Source organism: Streptomyces sp. NPDC003300 (assembly GCF_040610915.1).
Classification (GTDB): domain Bacteria; phylum Actinomycetota; class Actinomycetes; order Streptomycetales; family Streptomycetaceae; genus Actinacidiphila.
Genome location: NZ_JBEXNE010000021.1, coordinates 1 through 17,998 on the forward strand (window position 1 = coordinate 1; position 17,998 = coordinate 17,998).

Annotated in this window: 25 protein-coding genes; 8 read left to right on the forward strand and 17 right to left on the reverse strand. The window is 70.2% G+C overall.

Annotated features, from left to right (window positions below; genetic code table 11):
* Positions 1-376 precede the first annotated feature (376 nt).
* Positions 377-1,543 (forward strand): type III polyketide synthase, encoded by a 1,167-nt coding sequence (locus tag ABZX65_RS26460; RefSeq protein WP_355344878.1) that lies wholly within the window; start codon positions 377-379, stop codon positions 1,541-1,543.
* Between the two features lie 171 nt (positions 1,544-1,714).
* Here the strand turns inward: ABZX65_RS26460 and ABZX65_RS26465 are convergent, their stop codons facing one another.
* Both ABZX65_RS26465 and ABZX65_RS26470 read right to left on the reverse strand, forming a co-directional pair.
* Positions 1,715-3,871 carry a SpoIIE family protein phosphatase gene (locus tag ABZX65_RS26465; RefSeq protein ID WP_355344881.1) on the reverse strand — a complete coding sequence of 719 codons (2,157 nt, stop codon included), beginning with the start codon at positions 3,869-3,871 and terminating at the stop codon, positions 1,715-1,717.
* A 586-nt stretch (positions 3,872-4,457) separates the two neighbouring features.
* Positions 4,458-4,685: a hypothetical protein gene (locus ABZX65_RS26470; protein WP_355344884.1), complete on the reverse strand. Its 228-nt coding sequence runs from the start codon at positions 4,683-4,685 to the stop codon at positions 4,458-4,460.
* A 337-nt stretch (positions 4,686-5,022) separates the two neighbouring features.
* Here ABZX65_RS26470 and ABZX65_RS26475 point away from each other — a divergent pair, with 337 nt between their 5' ends.
* Positions 5,023-5,277, forward strand: coding sequence for a helix-turn-helix transcriptional regulator (locus ABZX65_RS26475; RefSeq protein ID WP_355344887.1), 255 nt, complete (start codon positions 5,023-5,025; stop codon positions 5,275-5,277).
* Between the two features lie 500 nt (positions 5,278-5,777).
* Here ABZX65_RS26475 and ABZX65_RS26480 read toward each other — a convergent pair whose 3' ends face one another.
* Entirely contained in the window at positions 5,778-6,041 is a 264-nt protein-coding gene (locus ABZX65_RS26480) for a hypothetical protein (RefSeq protein WP_355344890.1), read from the reverse strand.
* Between the two features lie 91 nt (positions 6,042-6,132).
* On the opposite strand from ABZX65_RS26480, the gene ABZX65_RS26485 reads away from it, so the two are divergent.
* From ABZX65_RS26485 to ABZX65_RS26495, 3 genes are all read left to right on the forward strand, one after another.
* Positions 6,133-7,371 (forward strand): Twin-arginine translocation pathway signal, encoded by a 1,239-nt coding sequence (locus tag ABZX65_RS26485; RefSeq protein WP_355344893.1) that lies wholly within the window; start codon positions 6,133-6,135, stop codon positions 7,369-7,371.
* Positions 7,368-7,682, forward strand: a complete 315-nt coding sequence (locus tag ABZX65_RS26490; protein WP_355344896.1) for a 4a-hydroxytetrahydrobiopterin dehydratase — start codon at positions 7,368-7,370, stop codon at positions 7,680-7,682. The genes ABZX65_RS26485 and ABZX65_RS26490 overlap by 4 nt, the downstream gene beginning before the upstream one ends.
* A 323-nt stretch (positions 7,683-8,005) precedes the next feature.
* Positions 8,006-8,320 carry a hypothetical protein gene (locus tag ABZX65_RS26495; protein WP_355344899.1) on the forward strand — a complete coding sequence of 105 codons (315 nt, stop codon included), beginning with the start codon at positions 8,006-8,008 and terminating at the stop codon, positions 8,318-8,320.
* 36 nt (positions 8,321-8,356) lie between these two features.
* On the opposite strand, the gene ABZX65_RS26500 is transcribed toward ABZX65_RS26495, so the two are convergent.
* Entirely contained in the window at positions 8,357-9,040 is a 684-nt protein-coding gene (locus ABZX65_RS26500; protein WP_355344902.1) for a hypothetical protein, read from the reverse strand.
* 21 nt (positions 9,041-9,061) lie between these two features.
* Between ABZX65_RS26500 and ABZX65_RS26505 the strand changes: the two genes are divergently transcribed.
* Positions 9,062-9,418, forward strand: a complete 357-nt coding sequence (locus tag ABZX65_RS26505; protein ID WP_355344905.1) for a hypothetical protein — start codon at positions 9,062-9,064, stop codon at positions 9,416-9,418.
* A 149-nt stretch (positions 9,419-9,567) separates the two neighbouring features.
* Here the strand turns inward: ABZX65_RS26505 and ABZX65_RS26510 are convergent, their stop codons facing one another.
* A complete protein-coding gene (locus tag ABZX65_RS26510) occupies positions 9,568-10,215 on the reverse strand; it encodes a hypothetical protein (RefSeq protein WP_355344908.1) in 648 nt (215 codons plus the stop codon).
* 166 nt (positions 10,216-10,381) lie between these two features.
* Here ABZX65_RS26510 and ABZX65_RS26515 point away from each other — a divergent pair, with 166 nt between their 5' ends.
* Entirely contained in the window at positions 10,382-10,717 is a 336-nt protein-coding gene (locus ABZX65_RS26515) for a hypothetical protein (protein WP_355344911.1), read from the forward strand.
* Between the two features lie 136 nt (positions 10,718-10,853).
* A complete protein-coding gene (locus ABZX65_RS26520) occupies positions 10,854-11,150 on the forward strand; it encodes a hypothetical protein (protein WP_355344914.1) in 297 nt (98 codons plus the stop codon).
* Between the two features lie 655 nt (positions 11,151-11,805).
* On the opposite strand, the gene ABZX65_RS26525 is transcribed toward ABZX65_RS26520, so the two are convergent.
* The 12 genes from ABZX65_RS26525 to ABZX65_RS26580 all read right to left on the reverse strand — a co-directional run bounded on the left by ABZX65_RS26525 (position 11,806) and on the right by ABZX65_RS26580 (position 17,987).
* A complete protein-coding gene (locus ABZX65_RS26525; RefSeq protein WP_355344917.1) occupies positions 11,806-12,057 on the reverse strand; it encodes a hypothetical protein in 252 nt (83 codons plus the stop codon).
* A 3-nt stretch (positions 12,058-12,060) separates the two neighbouring features.
* Positions 12,061-12,183, reverse strand: a complete 123-nt coding sequence (locus ABZX65_RS26530) for a hypothetical protein (RefSeq protein WP_355344920.1) — start codon at positions 12,181-12,183, stop codon at positions 12,061-12,063.
* An 85-nt stretch (positions 12,184-12,268) separates the two neighbouring features.
* Positions 12,269-12,490 (reverse strand): hypothetical protein, encoded by a 222-nt coding sequence (locus tag ABZX65_RS26535; protein WP_355344923.1) that lies wholly within the window; start codon positions 12,488-12,490, stop codon positions 12,269-12,271.
* A gap of 1 nt (position 12,491) precedes the next feature.
* Entirely contained in the window at positions 12,492-12,806 is a 315-nt protein-coding gene (locus tag ABZX65_RS26540; protein ID WP_355344926.1) for a hypothetical protein, read from the reverse strand.
* A gap of 255 nt (positions 12,807-13,061) precedes the next feature.
* Positions 13,062-13,715 (reverse strand): HNH endonuclease family protein, encoded by a 654-nt coding sequence (locus tag ABZX65_RS26545; RefSeq protein WP_355345441.1) that lies wholly within the window; start codon positions 13,713-13,715, stop codon positions 13,062-13,064.
* Between the two features lie 192 nt (positions 13,716-13,907).
* Complete coding sequence (locus tag ABZX65_RS26550; RefSeq protein WP_355344929.1) at positions 13,908-14,066, reverse strand: hypothetical protein; 159 nt, start codon at positions 14,064-14,066, stop codon at positions 13,908-13,910.
* 301 nt (positions 14,067-14,367) lie between these two features.
* Positions 14,368-14,712, reverse strand: a complete 345-nt coding sequence (locus ABZX65_RS26555) for a hypothetical protein (protein ID WP_355344932.1) — start codon at positions 14,710-14,712, stop codon at positions 14,368-14,370.
* A gap of 195 nt (positions 14,713-14,907) precedes the next feature.
* On the reverse strand, positions 14,908-15,225 hold the full coding sequence (locus tag ABZX65_RS26560; RefSeq protein WP_355344935.1) for a hypothetical protein: 318 nt from the start codon (positions 15,223-15,225) through the stop codon (positions 14,908-14,910).
* A gap of 32 nt (positions 15,226-15,257) precedes the next feature.
* Positions 15,258-15,650 carry a hypothetical protein gene (locus ABZX65_RS26565; RefSeq protein WP_355344938.1) on the reverse strand — a complete coding sequence of 131 codons (393 nt, stop codon included), beginning with the start codon at positions 15,648-15,650 and terminating at the stop codon, positions 15,258-15,260.
* A 26-nt stretch (positions 15,651-15,676) separates the two neighbouring features.
* On the reverse strand, positions 15,677-16,540 hold the full coding sequence (locus ABZX65_RS26570) for a GH25 family lysozyme (protein ID WP_355344941.1): 864 nt from the start codon (positions 16,538-16,540) through the stop codon (positions 15,677-15,679).
* Positions 16,540-17,424, reverse strand: a complete 885-nt coding sequence (locus tag ABZX65_RS26575) for a hypothetical protein (RefSeq protein WP_355344944.1) — start codon at positions 17,422-17,424, stop codon at positions 16,540-16,542. Before ABZX65_RS26575 ends, ABZX65_RS26570 begins: the two co-directional genes overlap by 1 nt.
* A gap of 29 nt (positions 17,425-17,453) precedes the next feature.
* Positions 17,454-17,987 (reverse strand): hypothetical protein, encoded by a 534-nt coding sequence (locus ABZX65_RS26580; protein ID WP_355344947.1) that lies wholly within the window; start codon positions 17,985-17,987, stop codon positions 17,454-17,456.
* Positions 17,988-17,998 lie beyond the last annotated feature (11 nt).

The following is a 17,998-nucleotide window of genomic DNA, read 5'->3' on the forward strand; positions in this document are numbered from 1 at the left end:
CCGGGGCCCCCCTTACCCCGCGGCGGGGGGGCCCCCCCCCCCCCCCCACGACCCACCCCCCGGCCCCCGCACCGCCACCCTCGTCTCCTGCCCCGGCTCCAAATCCCCCGCCGCCCCCACCGCCGCCCAACGCACCCTGGACGGCTACACCATCCCCGACTTTCCCGGCCAACTCCCCTTGTTCTAGACATATCGCCGCACCCACGGAAACAGCCGGTCCGCACGGGCCGCTGGATCCGGCCGAGTTGACCGGTCAGATCGGCGAATTCCTCGACATAGAGGTCGAAACGGGCAATGTGGAATCCGGACTTCCGTTTCGGGGAGAGGGACAATACGGTGATACGGCGCCGTCCGGGCGCCGGGAAGGGGGTGCGGGATGAGCGTGTACATGTGGCCTCCCGCCGTGGTGCCGGGGCCGTACACCATCACTACCGAGGAGATCCTCGCCGAGGTCAACGGCCGTCACCCGGGGGCGAGTTGGCTGAAGCGCGCGGACGGGATGGCCAAGAACACCGGGATCGGGGAGCGGCGGTGGATGCAGCCCCTGGAGGCGATCACGGCGCCGAGCCGCAGCGGCTTCCCCGGGCCCGCGGCCTCAGCGGCGGGCGGGACGGGCGAGACCGGCAAGACGGCAGAGGCGGGCCCGCCGGTGCCGCAGACCGTCGAGGAGCGCACCGCGTCGGTGTGGGTGACGGTCCAGGACTGCGCGGAGCGGGCGGCCCGCCAGGCGCTGGAGACCGCGGGAGTCACCCCTGACCAGGTGGATTACGTGGTCACCAGCAACTCGACCACCCCCGCCCTGCCGGGCCTGGACATCGCCTTGTTCAACCGGCTCGGGCTGCGCGAGGACGTGCTGCTGCTGCCGTTCTCGCAGTGGGCCTGCATCGCCGGTACCCGGTCGCTGGCCACCGCTTCGAAACTGCTGGCCGCCGACCCCGGCGCGACGGTGCTGATCGTCATCGCGGAGGCGCTGAGCACCACCTACCAGCCCGACGACACCGGCATCGACTCGCTGCTGATGCGGCTGCTGTTCGCCGACACCGCGGTCGCCGCCGTCGTCCGCGGCCGGCCGGACCAGGGCGCGTTCCTGCGGCTGGACGCCGCGTGGCACCGCACGGTGCCCGGCACCGCCGACATCCACCGGCTGCACACCCGCGCCGACGGGGTGCACTACGAGATGGACCGCTCGGGGCCCAAGTGGGTGCAGTCGACGCTCCCGCCGATGTGGGAGTGGGTGCGCGGCCGTCACACCGACCCGGACTGGCACCCGGACCTGCTGGTGGCCCACCCGGGCGGCACCCGCGTGCTGGAACTCATCCAGGAGAGCGTCCCGAGCTCCTGGCCCGACGTCCCGGGGCCCTGGACCGACCACCTGCTGGACCACTCCTGGAGCAGCATCGTCACCGGCAACCGTGGCGGCGCCGCCGTATTCGACGTCCTCGACCGCGCCCTCAGCGCGGGCGTACCCGCCGGAGCCCGGACCGTGCTGTACGGAGCGGCGCCGGGGCTGACGGCCACCGCGATGGACGGAGTGTGGCTCTAGCCCGCCGTACGGGACGCGCGGATCACAGGGCCGGTCCGGGCCCAACTGCCCGCCGCCGACGGTCAGTCCGGGTGACACCTACTCGCCGCCAGCGTTCAGTCCGGGGCGCAGCTGCCCGCCGCCAGCGTTCAGCCCGGGGCACAGCTGCCCGCCGCCGACAGTCGGCCCTGGTCACAACTGCCCGCCCGTGACGGCCAGTTGTGCCCACACCGTGCGCTCCCCCGCGGTCTCCCCGAGCCGCGTCCCCCACGCGGCACTCGTGTGCTGGACGACGAGGAGCCCGCGTCCGCTGGTCTCGGACACCGCGGGGCGGGCGGCCCGCGGCCTGCCGTGCGAGGGGCCGGTGACCTCGCAGATCAGACGGTCGGACAGGTGCAGCAGCCGGAGGGTCACCGGGCCGCCGGTGCCGAACCGCAGGGCGTTGGTGACGAGTTCGGACACCACCAGGGCGCTGCGGCCGTGGGGGTCCGCGATGCCCCACTCGGCGGTGCGGGCGCCGGTCCACGCCCGTGCGCGGGCGACCGCCGTGAGATCGCCCGCGGGCAGGCGGAGTGCGGGCATGTCGGCCGCGGGCAGGCCGTCCATGCGCGCCAGGAGCAGCGTGAGGTCGTCGTGCTGCGGCGGCGGCCCGGTGACGTGGTCGACGACCGGGCCGACGACGGCGCTCAGGTCGCCGGTCGCGTAGTGCCAGGACAATGCCTCCAGCAGGGCGGTCATCCCGTCGTCGAGGTCGCGGCCCGGGTGCTCCACGAGGCCGTCGGTGTAGAGCCCGATCAGGGCGCCCGGCTCGGCGGTGACCTCCAGGGCCTCGTACGGTTCCTCGCGGGCCGTGCCCAGCGGCGGGTGCAGCGGCGGGGCGAGCAGTTCCGCGGCCCCGTCCGGGTGGACCAGCACCGGCGGCAGGTGCCCGGCGCTGACCACGGTGAGCCGCCGGGCGGCCGGGTCGTACACGGCGTAGCAGCAGGTCGTGCCCAGCGCCGCCGCCGCGGCGCCCAGTTCGCCGTCGGTCTCGGCGGTCGCGTGCAGGCTCCCCACGAGGGTGTCCAGGTGGGTCATCACCTCGACCGGCGGGTGGTCGGCGGCGGCCAGGGTCTGGGCGGCCTGGCGCAGTGTGCCCATGACGGCGGCGGCTGCCAGGCCGTGTCCGACGGCGTCGCCGATCACCAGCGCGATCCGGCCGCCCGACAGGCCGATGACGTCCATCCAGTCGCCGCCGAGGCCGGCGCTGTCGGGTGCGGCGGGCCGGTAGGCGCCCGCGGTGTGCATCGCCCGGCTCGGCGAGTGCGGCGGGCGCAGCCTGCGCTGGAGCGCCAGGACCTGCCGGTGCTCCCGCTGATGACGGCGCCCGTGCTCCAGATTCATCGCGGCGCGGAAGGCCAGTTCCTGGACGGCGAGCTGGTCGTCGCCGTCGAAGGCCCCGCGGGGGTTGTCCTCACGCCGCCAGACCGCGACCGTGCCGAGTACGCGCTGCCGCCGGTCGGCGTCGGGGACGGTCAGCGGCGCGAAGGCCACCGCGAGCGGGCCGTGGTCCGGCACCAGGGCCCGTATCAGGTCCGGGTCGTCGCCCAGGGCCCGCTCGATGGCGGCGCGGTCGGGCAGCACGGTGACGCCGGGGTGACCGGTGGTGTCGGAGGCGGGGTGGGCGGGCAGGTCCGGCAGGCGCTCGCCCAGGCGGAGGAAGCCGCGCGGCCACGGCCGGTTCCCCGCGCGGGCGTACGCGGCGCGGCACAGCGGCTCGGTCCGATCGGGCAGGTCCCCGCTCCACAGGCACTGCGCCAGCGACACCGTGACGGCGTCGCCCCAGGGCAGCAGCCCTTCGGCGAGCTGGCGCGCCGTCGTTTCGATCTCCAGGGAGGTGCCGAGGGTCGAGGAGGCGGCGAAGACGTCGAGCTGGGCGCTGACGTCGATCAGGCTGATCACCACCCGGCCCGGAGCCGCCGGGAGGACCGAGAGCGACACCACCGCGGGCGTTCCGTCCGGCCGGATCATGCGCTGGACCCGCGCCAGCAGCGGGCGGCCGGTGGCCAGTACCCGCTCCACCCGGGCGGCGATCGCCGCCGCGTCCTCGGTCGGGAAGAGGTCGGTCGCCCGCGCGCCCGATCCGTCGACCACCCCGTCGAGCCAGGTCCCGGCCAGATCGGCCTCCAGCACGGTCAGCCGCTCGTCGACGACGATGATGCCGAGCGTGTCGTCCGACCCCGCCCCCGACGGCGCGCTCAGCGCACTGGGCGGCTGCTGCGGAATCATCTCCGTCAGCACGGCACCGACCCGGCCGCCCGCACCGGACGCACCCTCGGAAGAAGCGTGGCTGGAGTTGGGGCTGGTCATCACGGCAAAGTCCGATCATCCGCCAACGGTTGATTTCAGACATTACGGACAATTAGCCAATAAAAACATAAAGAGTAGGTAAAGCGACTCTTTGTTCACCATGACTCACACGGTGTACGGGCCGCGCGATCAGCCCCTCCCGGTGGACCCGCACGCCCCCACCTGCGGTCCAGGACCGCGTCCCGGCAAGAGCCCTCGCGGCACCCAGGAGTGCATCAACGATGCACGACGCGGCTCACCCGACCGTGCTCGCGCCCCGGGCGAGCCCAAGGGGGCGGTGGCGGCAGACGAGTCGAGCTGTACGCCGGGTTCTGTCGCCGGTAAATCTGGGTGTCGAGGTGGGGTCACGGCGCCGCTTCCTCGTGAGTCGGCGACTGCGCTCTCCCTGCCCTGAACTGGCCCGATGGTGAGTCGGTTCAGGGTCGACGCGGAGTCGACGAGTTCCGACGGTGCGAGAACTGGTTCTCCCCCGGCGCTCCCCAGTCCCGGATTCTCCCCACGTGCTCCCCAGGAACAGGACCGTGAGCAGCCCTGATGCGACAGAAGCCGCCCTCCGCGAATCGGAGAGCGGCAAAGTGTCGCGGCACTAGGAGCCGAGCCCTCCCGGCATGTACCGCGCGCCGAGGCGGTCAGCTCGGCGCATCCTTTCGTACTCAAGATCAATCACGCAGGCACGGCAGGCACGGACGTCGTAGCGGACGCCGGCCGGGGTGTCGATCTGGTTCAGGCTCGTGGTTTCCACCCGGCTCCGTGCGCACCTGAAGCATGAGCCGGTGGCCCAGAGGTAGAGCCGTGTGATGTCTTCGTCGTCCATGCCATCCTCCGCAAGAGGCGCTGCCCTACGCACTCCGGCCGTATCGGCGAGGCGATCCGACTTCGGTCCGGGGTTGTGCACGGTCTGTCAATCTGTTCAACGAGTTGGTCATGACCCGGTCATTCACTCGTTCGAGTGAACATGTGTTCGAACCTAGCGCAGGGGGTTCCGGCCTCGCGGCGTCGTGAATGCCGCGGGGCTGCGAAGGGGCGGGGCGTCAGGGGCGGCTCGCCTCGCGGGTTCATGGCGACGAGCGGGTGGACCTGCTAGATCAAGATCGCGAAACACTTCAAAGTTGCTGTGGGCTTATGATCAACAACGCCACAGCGTTTGTCGAGTGCCTGCACAACCGCCGCTTCCCGCCTGGGTTCACATCCGCCGCCGTATGCACGGCCGCCGTATCCAGATGTGGCGTGAGCACCGCAACCTGACGCAGGAGCAGCTCGCAGAACGAGTCGAGGAGACTCTGTCCCTGTCGTCCATCCAGCGCATCGAGGCCGGAGGAGAGATCCGCTTCTCTGCGATCATCGTGGTCGCCGAGGCGCTGGGTGTGCCCATCGGGACCCTCCTCTCCGCCGACCCTGAAAGCTGACCGCCCGCCAGCTCGGGGGCATCTGGCGGGCGGTGGTCACGCTCCCACTGTCTCGCTCGTGCAATTGCACGTCCAGCCGTAGGACGGAATCCGGTAGCAACCATGTACCCCGGTATGGCCATTCGGCCATGCCCGACATCCCGGACCGTCACGGCGCCGGCCACGCGCGGGCCCGCGGCTTTGCGGCACGGAGGCATGACCGGGCGTCCGCGCACACCACCACGTTGCTGCCCGCACTCCCCTGCTCGATGTCCGCTGTGACGACGGTCTGGTGTGCGCGCTGGCAGCGGTGGCACGTACCCGTGCGGCGGGTCATCGTGCGGGCCGTTCCGGGGCAGCGTCCCGGCGGCCGATGTACGGGCGCGGCACGATCCCGTGGTCGCGGACGTGCGTGTGGCAGGCGTACACGGGCACCCCTGGCCCGGACCCGGCCTCCATGCTCCCGATGACCTGCGCCTCGTGGTTGGGCACCGCATGCCGTCCGGGGCCGCACCAGCGGGTCACGACGCGGGCCCAGCAGGCGTCGGCGGTCCGGACAGGGCAGCGAGAAGCAGGTCCGCCGATTCCACGGACACCGTGCCCAGCCGCACGTACCCGCGGCCCTCGATGTCGGTCTGGGGCAGCACCATGCGCACCTCGTCCGGGGTGAGACCGATAACGGCCAGCTCGTCGCGGAGCAGCGCGACCGTCGACTGCGCGCGGGTGTAGGCGCGGGTCGCCGTGTCGGGTGAATCTGCTGCGGTACCTGCATGATCTGTGGTCACAGGTCGATAGTGGGCGGTGTACGCATTGCGCCACTAGGCCGTGCAGCGGCCATCATCGGCCACATGGCGGCCACGCCTGGGGAGCACGACGATGGCCGGACACAATGACATCCTGCGGGCCGCGCGTCTCAGAAAGGGCTGGTCATCGCAGGAGGCGGCGGCGCGTTGGGTGACCCGCGCGGGCGTTGAGGCGCTCGGCGATCCGTCATTCGAGGTGTCCGCACGGACGTGGCGCCGGTGGGAATCGGAAGCGCCGGGCTGGCCTCGCGGCGATTCGGCAATCGCGCTCCGGGCGGCGTTCGGCGTCGGGCCCGGCGCGCTGGGGTTTCAGCCGCCTGACGGGGTGGATCTGAGTGAGAGCGAGCCGGTGGCCCAGCGCAGTCTGATCTCCGTCACCGCTGCGGCGCTCGTGGCCGGGCCGGTCCCGCACCGGGCTGTTGACCCTGCGCTGGTCACGTACTTCGACCAGCAGTTGGAGGGCCACTACCGGGCGGACATGCTTCTGGGCCCTCACGATCTGATCGGCACCGTGTCCGAGCAGTACAAGCTGATCGACAACTTGGCGCGCACCGCCACCGGGGAAACCCGGCGCGGTCTGCTGCGCGCGGGCGCAGCCTACGCGGCGCTCGTCGGATGGCTGTACCAGGACGCGGGCGATATGGGTGCCGCCGCTTTCTGGCGGGGTATCACGCAGGAGATTGCCATACGGTCACGGGATGTGCAGCTCGTCGGCTACAGCCTGGTGAATCAGGCGCAGGTGCGGACGGATCTGGGTGACGGTCTGGCGGTTGTGGACCTGTGTGAGGCGGCCCTGGACGATGCCGACCGGCTCGCCCCGAAGGTGCGGGTGATGGCCCTTCAGCAGCAGGCGCACGGCGCGTCACTTGTCCACGACCGTACTGCGGTGGACGCGTTGATCGACCAGGCTGCCGGGCTCATCGGGCGCATTGATGACGAGATGCCGTGGGGCAATGCGTGCCGGAGGACGCCCGGCTATCTGGAGGTGCAGCGGGCCACTTGCTACGGCCGGTTGGGGCTTGGCCGGGAGGCGGGTGCCTTGTGGCACCAGGTGCTCGCCGGGGTGCCGGTGACGGCGCGACGGGACCGCGGCGTCTACATGGCGCGGCAGGCTGTGGCGGCGGCGACGGCGGATGCCCCGGATCAGGCGGTGGAGATCGCGCGGGAGGTGGCGACGATCGCGGTGGAGACGGGGTCGGTGCGGATGTGCCGGGAGCTGGTCAGTCTGGAGCGGGTGATGAGGCCGTGGAAGGATGCGCCGGAGGGCCGGGGTCTGGTGGAGGCGCTGGCGCCGCTGGCGGAGAGGGAATGACTGTGGCCGAGCCGGAGCCGTTGTCGGATGCTGAGATCGAGGCGCGCCTGGCCGGGCTTCCGGGGTGGGAGCGCCGTGGTGACGAGATCACCCGCACGTTCTGGACGGGCCGGTATCACGGCGGTGTCGCCCTGATCGTGCACGTCGCGGACGTTGAGCGCCTGATCGGCCACCACGCGGACATTGATCTGCGGTGGGACACGGTGCGGTTCGGGATCACGACTCACGACGCTGGGAACCGTCTGACCGAGGCCGATTTCGACCTGGCGGAGCGGATTAACGGCATCGCCGCGAGACACGACGCAACGTAGGCATATGCCGCGTCGCCTGCGCGTATACCGCCGTGTCACACCCGCCCCATAGGCTTGCTCTATGCGTGGGGGGCGGTCGTCGGCGGAGCTGAACCGGCGCCTGCGTGCGTTCATGCGGCCTCGTGGTCACCGGTTGCTGACTGACCCGGAGCAGGCCGAGTACCGGCGGATGCTCGCGGAGTGGGCTGCCGCAGAGGAGCAGGAGCGGCTGTGCCGAGGCGACGTCGTTGAGGTGGCGTAGCCAGGGAACAGCGGGCTACCCCCCAGGCTGGTAGTTGCGTGGCGCTCGCGCCGCTGTCACACCTCCGTCGTAGGGTGCAACCATGCCTGACATCGATTTCCCGGCCACGCTCGTTGACCTGCAGAAACGTTCCGACGCTGCTTGGGCTGCTGTCGAGGCGCACCGGAAGCAGGTGGACGCGCAGCGGCGTGCGGAAGCAGCCCCGCTGAAGGATGCGCCGAAGTGGATGTCCCCGGCGCTCCGCGAGTGGACGGCAGAGGAGCGCGAACGGCACGCGGCCCTGATGGCCGAGGCGACCGCCGCGGCTGACGCACTGCACCAGGCGCTCGCCGCGTCCGGGCTCGGTGCCAGCTATGACGTGGTGCAGGGGCTCCACCGGGCGGCGCGCGCGGCGTAGGCCCCGCCGCTCAACCAGCGGGGCTCGCAGCCACAGTCAGCGTGAATGGGATACGGCGAGCGTAGCGGCGGGGTCGGACAGCCTGGTCAGGCCCGTCTCGTCCTCGCCGACCGCGGCGAGGCGTCCGTGGCGGTCGGGCAGCCATACCTCCGCGTGACGGGGTACGGGCACACCTCGGCCGCTGGCGACGACGGTGGCGCGGCGTCCTCGCAGCAGGCCGTGCCCGGTCCCGAGGCCGTCCCATGCGGTGGAGGTCACGCGCAGGCGCATGGATGCGGTCGGCCATGGCCCTGCTGACAGAAGGATGCTGCTAGCGCGGCGGGCGCGGGCGGTGATGCGCCGGGCGAGCTGATCCGGTACCGGGCCGACGTCGCCGATGAGGACGACGCTCGCGGAGTCCAGAAGCAGCCCCACTACTTGCGGCCAGGATCCGCCGGGGGTGTCGACCCACAGTCCGGCGGAGATGTCGAGGCCCGCGTCGGCGGCGGCGAGTGCACCGAGGTCCGGTAGGGCTACGGCGGCCCAGATTTTGGCGGCGGCTCCGGCGAGGGCGAGGAGCAGTGCGCGGTCGGCAACCTCGATGGCCGATCCTGCGGGGAGTCCGTCCGGGAGGAGGCCGGTCAGGGCTGGGGGTACTGGGAGGCGGCGCACCGGGGTCACCGGGGTGGCGCTGACTGCGCGCGGCCCGGTGGCGACGGGTCTCAGGGGTGCGGGTTCCACACAGGCACTATATTAGAACAAATGATCGAACACGATGGAACGCCGCAGCTCAGCCGCCTGGATAAACTCCGGGTGACCGAGGAGTGGCTGGCCTGGGCGCTGGGGCGTGTTCGAATGCAGATCGCCGCCGCCGAGCACGAACAGGCGCGCGCTACACAGGAAGCGGCGACCGCCGAACGAAGAGCCCGCGCACTTGCCGGTTGGACGGTTGAGCGCCGCTGGCAGGGTCAGCGCGTCCACCACGGGTCGTGTCTGCGGCGCGACGACGACAACAGCCACCCTCTGGCCGGTCACGAGCAGGCGCGGGCTCTCGTCGACAGCGGCAACGCGGAGGCGTGCCCGGAGTGCGCGGGGCCCGTCCTGGACGCACCGGCATGAGGTGGCAGCGCCGCGCCGGTCAGCAGGTGAATCACGGCTTGTCCGAGGCGGCACACGCGGCATCGCGGATCGCGTCCGCCTCCGCCCCTTGCTTCATCAGATGCTTCATCAGATCCAGGATGGTCTGAGCCTGCGCGCGGATCTTCGGCTCAATGCTCCTCGTCTTCGGGCGTCCCCGTGGGGGTTTCACCGCGCGCAACCTGACCGCCGAGCCGGAATCCGTGGATGCTGTACCCCGCCTTCCGAGCCTGCCGGATCGCCGCCTCTCTGCTGATCGGACGGTCGCCGATCCGTAGAGCAGGACCGTCCTCCGCGCCACCGATCGCCGCGACGAGCAGTGCGGCTGAGCGCTCGCCAAGCCGGACGGTGAAGGGCTCCTTCGCACGCGTCGGATAGTCGACCTTGATCACCCGGCCTTCAAAGTCGACGTCCCTCACGTCGATGGAGAGCAGTTCGTCGAGATAGACGTCCCCGTCCCACAGCAGCGACCACAGGGCGCGGTGCGCAACGGGAACTGCCTGGTCTGTGAGCAGTTGCGCCAGAGCGTCCGCCGGAACGGCGGTGTTGCGGCCGGAGCCGGGGGGTCGGCCACCCTTGCGTGAGCGGCGAGTGGCCAACTCCTCTTCTGCGGCGGCGAGTTCGGCGCGGTCGTGGTCGTTGCCGTGTTCGGTGATGACGGTCCGGACGTGGTCGAGGAGGTCGGCGGAGCGGTCGCGGTCGCCGAGGACGCGGCCGTAGGTGTCCCACATTCGGTGGGGGATGCGGACGCGGGCGGTGAAGGTGTGGTCGTTTGCCATGAGGTCATGTTGCCACACGGTTTTCTTCAGTGGGAGGCTTGTGTAGCTACACACTTTTCGTTTACTGTGTAGCCACAAGGTTCGACAGGGGTTGCCGTCGAACCACACCAGCGCCCCCTGACCCGAATCCGCCCGCGCCGCCTACTCGTCACGCAAGGATGAAGCCATGACCGAGACCGACACCACGCCCACCGCCACCATCGACGACATCCGCGACCTCCTCGCCTACGGCGGCCAGGAGCCCGTCCTCTACGTCCAGAACGGGCCCGACGACGAAGGCGGCGAGCAGACCCTCGCCGTCTGGGCGCGCGCCCTGGTGCCGCACAACCGCGTCGTGTGCTCCCGCGAGGAGGTCATCGACGCCCTCGGGGACGGCCCGGACGGCGGAGACATTGACGACGACCTCATCGAGGACTACCTCCCCGGCGTCCAGGACACCATCGACGAGATCATCCAGACCGCCGCGCAGAACAAGGCGGACTGGGCGGACATCGAGAGCTGACCGTCTCCGGGGTGGCGGGGGCGCGGGCGAACCCGCCCGCGGCGCCGGACCGTTCCGGTAGACCAGAACCACTGCTCCCCGCCCACGCGGGGCCGAACCACCCACCCGCCAGACCCCACGCCCCAGGGAGCATCCCATGATCGAGATCGCCAGCAACAACCCCGGCCGCACCGTCTACCCGTACGACCTCCTGGACGACGTCATGGAGGACACCGGCCTCAGCCGGGCCGACGCCCACGCCGGGATCCACGCCATGCTCGACGACCTCATCAACCTCGACGGCGAAGACACTGTCATTCTCAGCCGCCGCCCCGTCGACCCCGCGCTGCTGGTGTCCAACCCGAACGACCGCGACGTCTACTACTGGCTGACGGTCAGCGACGAGACCGCGCAGGCGATCCGCGACGCCCTCGCCGCGACCAACCCGCGCTGACCCCGGACACGACGAAGCCCCCGAGCGTTAACCGGGGGCTTCGTAACCCCGCTGATGCGGGGAGCACTACAAGAGGTTCGCCATGATCGGCCTGAGCTTACGGGCCAGCCCCGCGTAAGCGGGGAGCATGCCGTCATTGCTGACGACGAGACGACTATGGCACAGCCCGCAGACCGCCCGCATTCGAACAGCCGAAGAACACCCCACCCCGCTTGGGCCGTGCCGCCGACTCCCCCCGGCCGCACGCCCCTTCTGCGTCACAGTCCCGTCACAACCCGCACGCCACCACGCGCAGACCGGCACACTCCCCCCGACACCACGCACCAGGGGGAACCGTGAAGAAGTTCGCACTCGGCTGGGCCGGAACCGCCCTCGCCTTCCTCGCCGCAGGTTGCACCGCCGGTATCTTCCTCGGCGGCAGCGCTGGCGGCCGGATCGGCAGTGGCGTCATTGCCGTCGTCGCCGCCGCTTCGGCGTGGCGGTGTTGGAATCTCGCCAGCGGGCACACGCAGCCAGGGCCGCCTCGGACGCCGACACCTGAACGTCGGCCGTGGGAGCGGTAGTCAGCCCTCGTAGTTGTCCGTTGAGGACTGCTGGCCCGAGCCGTAGCGCCCCGCCTCCACGAAGGCGTTGACGGGGCGCGTCCTTGAAGGCGTCAAGGACTCTCGGGCTCGTAGAAGCCCTTCATCTGCGCGTTCAACTCCGCAAGGTCCGGGTGCTCGGCAATCTCACGGGCCTCGGACTCGGTCATCACCTCGGCGAAGCGCTTAAGCGACCGGGTCGCCAGAACGGCCGTGGCCGCCATCTCCAACTCGGCGGCGCGGGCACGAGCCCGGGCCGCCAGGATGCGCAGCACGCGAGCACGGATCTCGTACTGATCCGGAGGCGGATCGGTTGGGGTCGTCATGGCTCAATGCTCCTCTTCGGCGGGCGTGGCCTGCGTGGGAACCGCGAGATTGCGGCCGTCGGCGACGAGGCGGCGGACGGTCTCCCGGCTGTAGCCGGTCGCTTCGATGATGTCCGTCTGCGGCATCTGGTCAGCGCCTCCTCCCAGCTCGCGGGCGCGTTGACGGTTCGCCGCCCAGCCCACTTTCACTGGGCTGGGTGTCGCACCATTGTCAGAGCTTGTTGGGCTGGATATCGAAGGCTATGACCGTGAGTTCCTTCAGGCCGGACAGGTCTGCCACCATGTCGCGGATGTGGCGGTACATGTCCCAGCGCGTTGCCCCGTCTGGCAGGTCGATGTGACCGGCGTGATCTTCTTGGCGCAGACCGAGCGGGTTTCGGCCGACGACATTCATGAACCAGAAGTGCGAGGCTTGCTGGGGCTGGTCGGCCATCTCACCCCTCCTTGGTCGCGCGGTGTTTGCGCAGGTGATTGGTGATGCTGGCGGGTGCGCCGACGTAGCCGCAGTCGCGCGGGCACTCCTCCCAGCCGCCTTCGGCGAGGGCGGCGGCGGTGACAGAGTTGTCGGGACCGAAGCCGTGCTCGGCGAGGAGGCGGGGCACGGAGGCGTCGTAGCGGGCGGCCACGAGGGCGGCCTCGGAGACTTTGTCGTGGCCTTGAGCGAAGAAGCGGCCGATGCCGACTTCCTTGCCGCAGCCGCACCAGCAGAATCCATTGGGGAGCAGGCGAGGTTTCTCGGTGTCGTTCATACAGCCAAGGTAGCACTTCAAGACTTGCAGTCAAGAGGTAAAGTCAAGACTTCAGATGGGAGTCGCGAGGGATCATGACGTGCGTAACGCACGCCATGCCCTGCGACCAAGCCACCACCCCCGGTCCGTGGTGCCGGGCCGCACGCTCTGGGGCCCGGCACCACTCCGCGCAGACGGGCGCGGCCGTGATGCGATGGTGGCATCGGGGCCTGACAGCGGCCCATTCCTGTTTCGGTGAACGCCGGAAAAGCCTGCTCAGGCGAGCGGTACGTCAAGCTCGTCGTCGGGGCACGAGTCGGCGATGTCGGTGAGCGCGGCCTGCTCCGCCGGATCAATACTGAGGTTCCAGCGGGTCTTCACGGACACCCAGTCATCCAGGTAGCGGCAGCGCGCATCAGCAGCCGGAGGCATCCACGTCGCCGGGTCCTGGTCGGACTTGCTGCGGTTCGCCTTCGCCGTCACCGCCGCAAGGCTCCGCGGCCAGTCCAGATCGTTGGCGTACTGCTCGCGCCTCTTCGCATCCCACTGCGACGCCCCGCTGTCCCACGCCTCCGCGAGCGGCACCATGTGGTCAATGTCCAGGCCGGACGGGCCGTCAACGGTCGTGTCGTCGTAGTAGGAGAACCACTCGCCACCCGTCAGCTTGCAGTTCGCACCGCGCTCCGGCGCGACCACCGCCTCGTCCAGCAGCACCTCGGCGCGCGTGTTGCACCCGTCCTTGTCCGCGTCCACCCAGTGCTTGAACTTGGTCCGCTCATACCCCTCGCGCGACTCCGCCGCCACCGGCAGGCGAGCCAGCAACTCCCGCACCGACACGGGCCCGGCAGCCGACTCCTGGGCGTGTGCGCCCACCGTCGTACCGCCCAGCAGGGCAGCGGCAGCCAGCAGGGCAAACAGCGTGCGCTTCATCAAGATCCCATCAACGATCAGCAACTGACGAGACCTGACTACCGGCGATCACCAATCAACACGCGCAGGCGCGACCGCCGTTCACCCCACAGAGAGCCCAGATCACCCACGAGAAGGGGAGCCTCGGGTACGACACAGAAGGGCCGTGCGAACCGCCGCGATACGAACGGGGCGGACCGCACGGCCCAACTGCTACTTAATGGCCTGCGTCACCAGCCAGCCCAGCACCGCGACCCCAGCCATCGGGATCCCCAGTGCCGCCGCCTGCTTGTTCGCCGCCTTCGTCGCCACAGCCGACACCGCCAGCATCACAGCCAACGCGACTGCCGCATCCTGCTGCTTCCTTGTCATCTTCGTCTCACCTCCTCCCAATTGATCACCTCCCTTGATCGTCGCAGCCGACGATTTGAATGCAAGCCCCGCACGTCCCCGAACATGCAAACGAGCCCCGCCCCGGCCGGAGCCAGGGCGGGGCAACTACTAGTCTGGGACGATTCGGTAGATCACTAGTAGTTCACTTCGCGGTGCCAAAACCGCTTCTCCCGGGCCCGCCCAGCACCCTTTGACCGGGACACGTCCGCGCAGTCCAGCCCTACCGGGCCACGACAGAACGGGCACCACGAGCGCCGACACGCGCCCAACATGCGGGCCATCAGGGGGATGCCCCAGGAGGTCGGCCCTCCTCCTCGCGCCGGACTCTGTCGCGGACCACACCCTCGCGCTGCGTGCGGACCAGCAGCCAGGACTGGCGGACCAGCAACACGATCATTCCCAGGCCGATCGCGACCCGGCAGCAGCGGAGAACCGCCGCCACCGCACCGTGAGGCCAGAAGTAGATCAGTACCGTGTACGCGCCGAACAGCCCCACCGTTGCCGTCAGCGCCATCAGATGACGCCCCACCCGCGTCGTCCACCACGGCGCCACCCGCTGATACGTCACCGCGAACACAGCCGCCGTCACCGCAATCGCCCCGGACGTGCACACGTTGGCGGTCATCGCCCAGTCCATCAGGATCTACCCCCCAGTCCGGCGTTACTGAACAGCTCACCGAAATGGTTCCGCTCCCGCAGCCGACGCTGGAGCGCCGCCTGTTCAGCCACCTCCGGGGCGCGTCGGCCAGCCTCTAGACCCCGCTCCTCCACCCTCGCCAGAGCAGACGACGCTGCCTTCTGCCCGGGAGTCGCGGCCCGCTCACCCAGGCGGAACAGCCGTCGGATCAATCCCACTGGCCGCCACCCCCTGCACCTGAGCCTGGGACGGATGCGGCAGCGACGTCAGTACATGCCCTGCCGTGCGGGACAGTTCCAGCAGCTCGCCGACCTGCCGCTGCTGCACCCGGGTGACCTCCTCGGCGGCCTGAGCCGTCTCCCGCCACGTATCCCGTTCACGCAGCAGATCGTCATACGTCCGCCGAGGCACCAGTCGGCCCGTCAGAACCATCAGCACAACCAGCGCCAACAGGCCGACCGCACCGCCCTGAGCCACGCTCACGCCGAGAACCTCGCTCACACACACCTCCCGGCGATCTCAACTGCGACGTGCTACGGCTCTGCGACCACGCGCGGGGCCGTCGGCTCGACCGGGCTGGTCTGCTCCAGCCCCACCACGGGCACGGGGGCGGTGACTTCGCGGTGCAGGACCAGGGCCACGATCGCGGCGAGCGTCGACATCAGGAGCGCCTGTTGGTCCGCGCTGAGATGCAGGCCGAACCCGACGAACAGGGCCAGGGCCGCCTGCCCGACCTGGATGACCGCCGCACCGGCCGCACCGGTCTTCAGGACGATCGCCGACACCACACCCACTGCGGCGGCGAGGGCGGCGTTGATGTACGCCTGCTGGGTGTCGCTGACGTCCCACCCGAAAGCGGCGGCCAGCTTCAGGACGATGGCCACCAAGGCCAGGATGTAGACAGGCTCACGCCCGAAGATCTTCATGAGGAGATCCGTTTCTGCTGGTGGGATTAAGACTGGAGTCGGGCGGCGAGGTCCTTGCCGAGCGCGACGGCGAGCGCCTGCGCGAAGACCGGGCTCACGGCGAGCCGGTCGGCGATGGCCGCCGTCTGCGCATCTGTGAGCGCCGGGGCCGTGAGCCCCTTCACCGCGTTGAGGGCGGCGGCAGCCGACGCTGCGGCTGAGGCGGCGCTCTTCGCTGCGTTCGTCATGGTCTGGTGCACGTCGGGGCTGTCACCGGGGCCCTTGTAGCCCCACAGCTTCTTCGCGTCGGCGTCGGTCAGGGGCATGTCGTCGTTCTCCTTCGCGTGGGCCCACGTCTTGAGCTGGGCCGGGGTCAGCGGGCAGTAGTCGCGGTCGACACCCGACGCCCCGTACTGGTGGAACAGCCAGGGGTGGACGATGCCGGGCTGCCCGGCGGGCTTGTCCGCGGTGGCGATCCACAGGAAGTCCCCGTACCGGCCCTTGGGGTCACGGGAGAGGTAGTCGGCGTTGGCGTAGGTTCCGACCTGATGCAGGGGCTGCGCCGCCTGGACGCGGTCGAGAAATGCGTCCTTGTAGGCGATCTGCCGGGCCATGGGCACGCCCTGGTTCGCCGCGTCGTATCCCTCCCAGTCCAGGACGAGGATTTCTCCGGCGGCCGGCTGTGCGGCGGCGAGGAAGTACGCGGCCTCGGCGGCCGGGTCGGCGGCCATGTGCGGGTAGTGGTAGTGCCCGACGACGAGCCCGGCGGCTCGGGCGTGGGCGACCTGGGCCGCACGGCGGGTGTTGACGTACCCCAGGCCCTCCGTGGCCTTCACGAACACGAACCCGAGGCCCGCGGTGGACGGGGTGGCCGACTGGTATGACGCCCAGTCCTGTCCGTAGGTGCCCATCACAGCCCCTTCGCGGTAAGCCACGTGTGCGCGGCGGCGGCAAGGCTGGCGTCCGCACTATCCGGAGAAGGTGCCGGAACGGGCGTGGGTGCTGTCGTGAACTGGGGCACGGTGACGTCGCCCTGCATCTTGAGGAGCCGGGCCAGGTCGACGCTGGTGAAGTAGCCGCAACCGTCCACACCCCACGATTCGGCCCACGAGTTCGGGACCTCGTACTCGCCGGTCACCGCGTCGAAGGAGACGACCTCCAGTTCGTGGCCGCCGTCCAGCGGGCTGCTGGTGTCCACGACGATCCGGCCGTCCGGCGCGGGGTCGAACATCGACCGGTACCAAGGGATGCCGATCAGTACCGGCCCCGCCTGCAACGCCGATTTCAGGGCGTCCATGGAGAAGGCGTGCGTGTAGCCCGACGCCAGACCCAAGGCCCGAAGTGCCTTCGCCACGCCGATCCCCGATGACCCGGTGTCAGTCGGCGGGTACTGGCCGGAGATCCCGTCGAGGATCGTCGCCAGCGAATACAGGGCCACCGCGAACGCCTCGTCCAGATCGTGCGCGCCCGCGGTGAACAGGCCGTGCGAGGCAGCCGCACCGGCGGCGCTGACCGTCACCGACGTCGACGCCGTCCGCCCCAGCGAGTCCGTCCCCAGCGCGCCCGTCGCCGCATTCCCCGTACACGACCCCAGGTCGCCCTGGTCCAGGACCGGAATCCGCCGCGTCCACGACACCGACCGCACCGCAGACCGCGGCAGCACCCCATGCGCGAACGCCAGCGACCTCGGGTCATGCTCGACATGCCGTCCCAGGCGCGGACCCGCGCCCGTCTCCGGCAACAGCTCAACGTGCATACGGCCCTCCGGGCATGAGAAAGCCCCGGCCAGCGGCACGGGGCGTGGGTGGTGAGGGGGGCAGGCGATCAGGCGGCAATCCATTTCAAGGTCAGCGAAGGCCCGAAGGCAGCCGTCACGGCAGTGTTGAGGGAACCGCCGGAGGTCTGCCACCCGACGAGTTCGACGTAGTCGCCGATCGCAAGGACGGCGTCACAGGTCACGATGGCGCACCAGGAGTTGCTGGCTATGCCGCCCTGCTGGGTGATCGAGCCCCTGGCCGAGGTGCCGTTGATAGTGATGCCAGCGCCCCGGTTGCCTGTCGCCGAGGAGTTGAAGCCCAGGCAGCCGGTGATGGTGTACGTGCCTGCGACTCGGCACACGTACCGGGACGTGTTGGTGGTGGTGGAGTGTCCGCCGTCGGTGTCGTAGTCGTCGGTGTCGAGGGTGATCGGCACCAGCGTGGTGCCGGACAGGAGGGCCTGGGCGCTGGTGGCGTAGCCCTTGTAGCGGGGCGGGTTGGTGAGGAAGTCCCCCAGGGCCTTCGCCGTCGCGTTGAAGAGGCTGCCGGTGTTGTAGTTGCCGGGGGCCTCGGTGGGCATGACCGGCGGGATGCGGGCCACGGCGCGCTCCT

Bases quoted from the DNA above. Each gene is read 5' to 3' on its own strand.
- ABZX65_RS26545 (WP_355345441.1), bottom strand. From the start codon at position 13,715: ATGAAGCGCACGCTGTTTGCCCTGCTGGCTGCCGCTGCCCTGCTGGGC.
- ABZX65_RS26505 (WP_355344905.1), top strand. From the start codon at position 9,062: ATGATCGAACACGATGGAACGCCGCAGCTCAGCCGCCTGGATAAACTC.
- ABZX65_RS26495 (WP_355344899.1), top strand. From the start codon at position 8,006: ATGCCTGACATCGATTTCCCGGCCACGCTCGTTGACCTGCAGAAACGT.
- ABZX65_RS26550 (WP_355344929.1), bottom strand. From the start codon at position 14,066: ATGACAAGGAAGCAGCAGGATGCGGCAGTCGCGTTGGCTGTGATGCTG.
- ABZX65_RS26465 (WP_355344881.1), bottom strand. From the start codon at position 3,871: ATGACCAGCCCCAACTCCAGCCACGCTTCTTCCGAGGGTGCGTCCGGT.
- ABZX65_RS26490 (WP_355344896.1), top strand. From the start codon at position 7,368: ATGACTGTGGCCGAGCCGGAGCCGTTGTCGGATGCTGAGATCGAGGCG.
- ABZX65_RS26515 (WP_355344911.1), top strand. From the start codon at position 10,382: ATGACCGAGACCGACACCACGCCCACCGCCACCATCGACGACATCCGC.
- ABZX65_RS26470 (WP_355344884.1), bottom strand. From the start codon at position 4,685: ATGGACGACGAAGACATCACACGGCTCTACCTCTGGGCCACCGGCTCA.
- ABZX65_RS26525 (WP_355344917.1), bottom strand. From the start codon at position 12,057: ATGACGACCCCAACCGATCCGCCTCCGGATCAGTACGAGATCCGTGCT.
- ABZX65_RS26540 (WP_355344926.1), bottom strand. From the start codon at position 12,806: ATGAACGACACCGAGAAACCTCGCCTGCTCCCCAATGGATTCTGCTGG.
- ABZX65_RS26485 (WP_355344893.1), top strand. From the start codon at position 6,133: ATGGCCGGACACAATGACATCCTGCGGGCCGCGCGTCTCAGAAAGGGC.
- ABZX65_RS26460 (WP_355344878.1), top strand. From the start codon at position 377: ATGAGCGTGTACATGTGGCCTCCCGCCGTGGTGCCGGGGCCGTACACC.
- ABZX65_RS26520 (WP_355344914.1), top strand. From the start codon at position 10,854: ATGATCGAGATCGCCAGCAACAACCCCGGCCGCACCGTCTACCCGTAC.
- ABZX65_RS26530 (WP_355344920.1), bottom strand. From the start codon at position 12,183: ATGCCGCAGACGGACATCATCGAAGCGACCGGCTACAGCCGGGAGACC.
- ABZX65_RS26510 (WP_355344908.1), bottom strand. From the start codon at position 10,215: ATGGCAAACGACCACACCTTCACCGCCCGCGTCCGCATCCCCCACCGA.
- ABZX65_RS26535 (WP_355344923.1), bottom strand. From the start codon at position 12,490: ATGGCCGACCAGCCCCAGCAAGCCTCGCACTTCTGGTTCATGAATGTC.
- ABZX65_RS26555 (WP_355344932.1), bottom strand. From the start codon at position 14,712: ATGACCGCCAACGTGTGCACGTCCGGGGCGATTGCGGTGACGGCGGCT.
- ABZX65_RS26565 (WP_355344938.1), bottom strand. From the start codon at position 15,650: ATGAAGATCTTCGGGCGTGAGCCTGTCTACATCCTGGCCTTGGTGGCC.
- ABZX65_RS26570 (WP_355344941.1), bottom strand. From the start codon at position 16,540: ATGGGCACCTACGGACAGGACTGGGCGTCATACCAGTCGGCCACCCCG.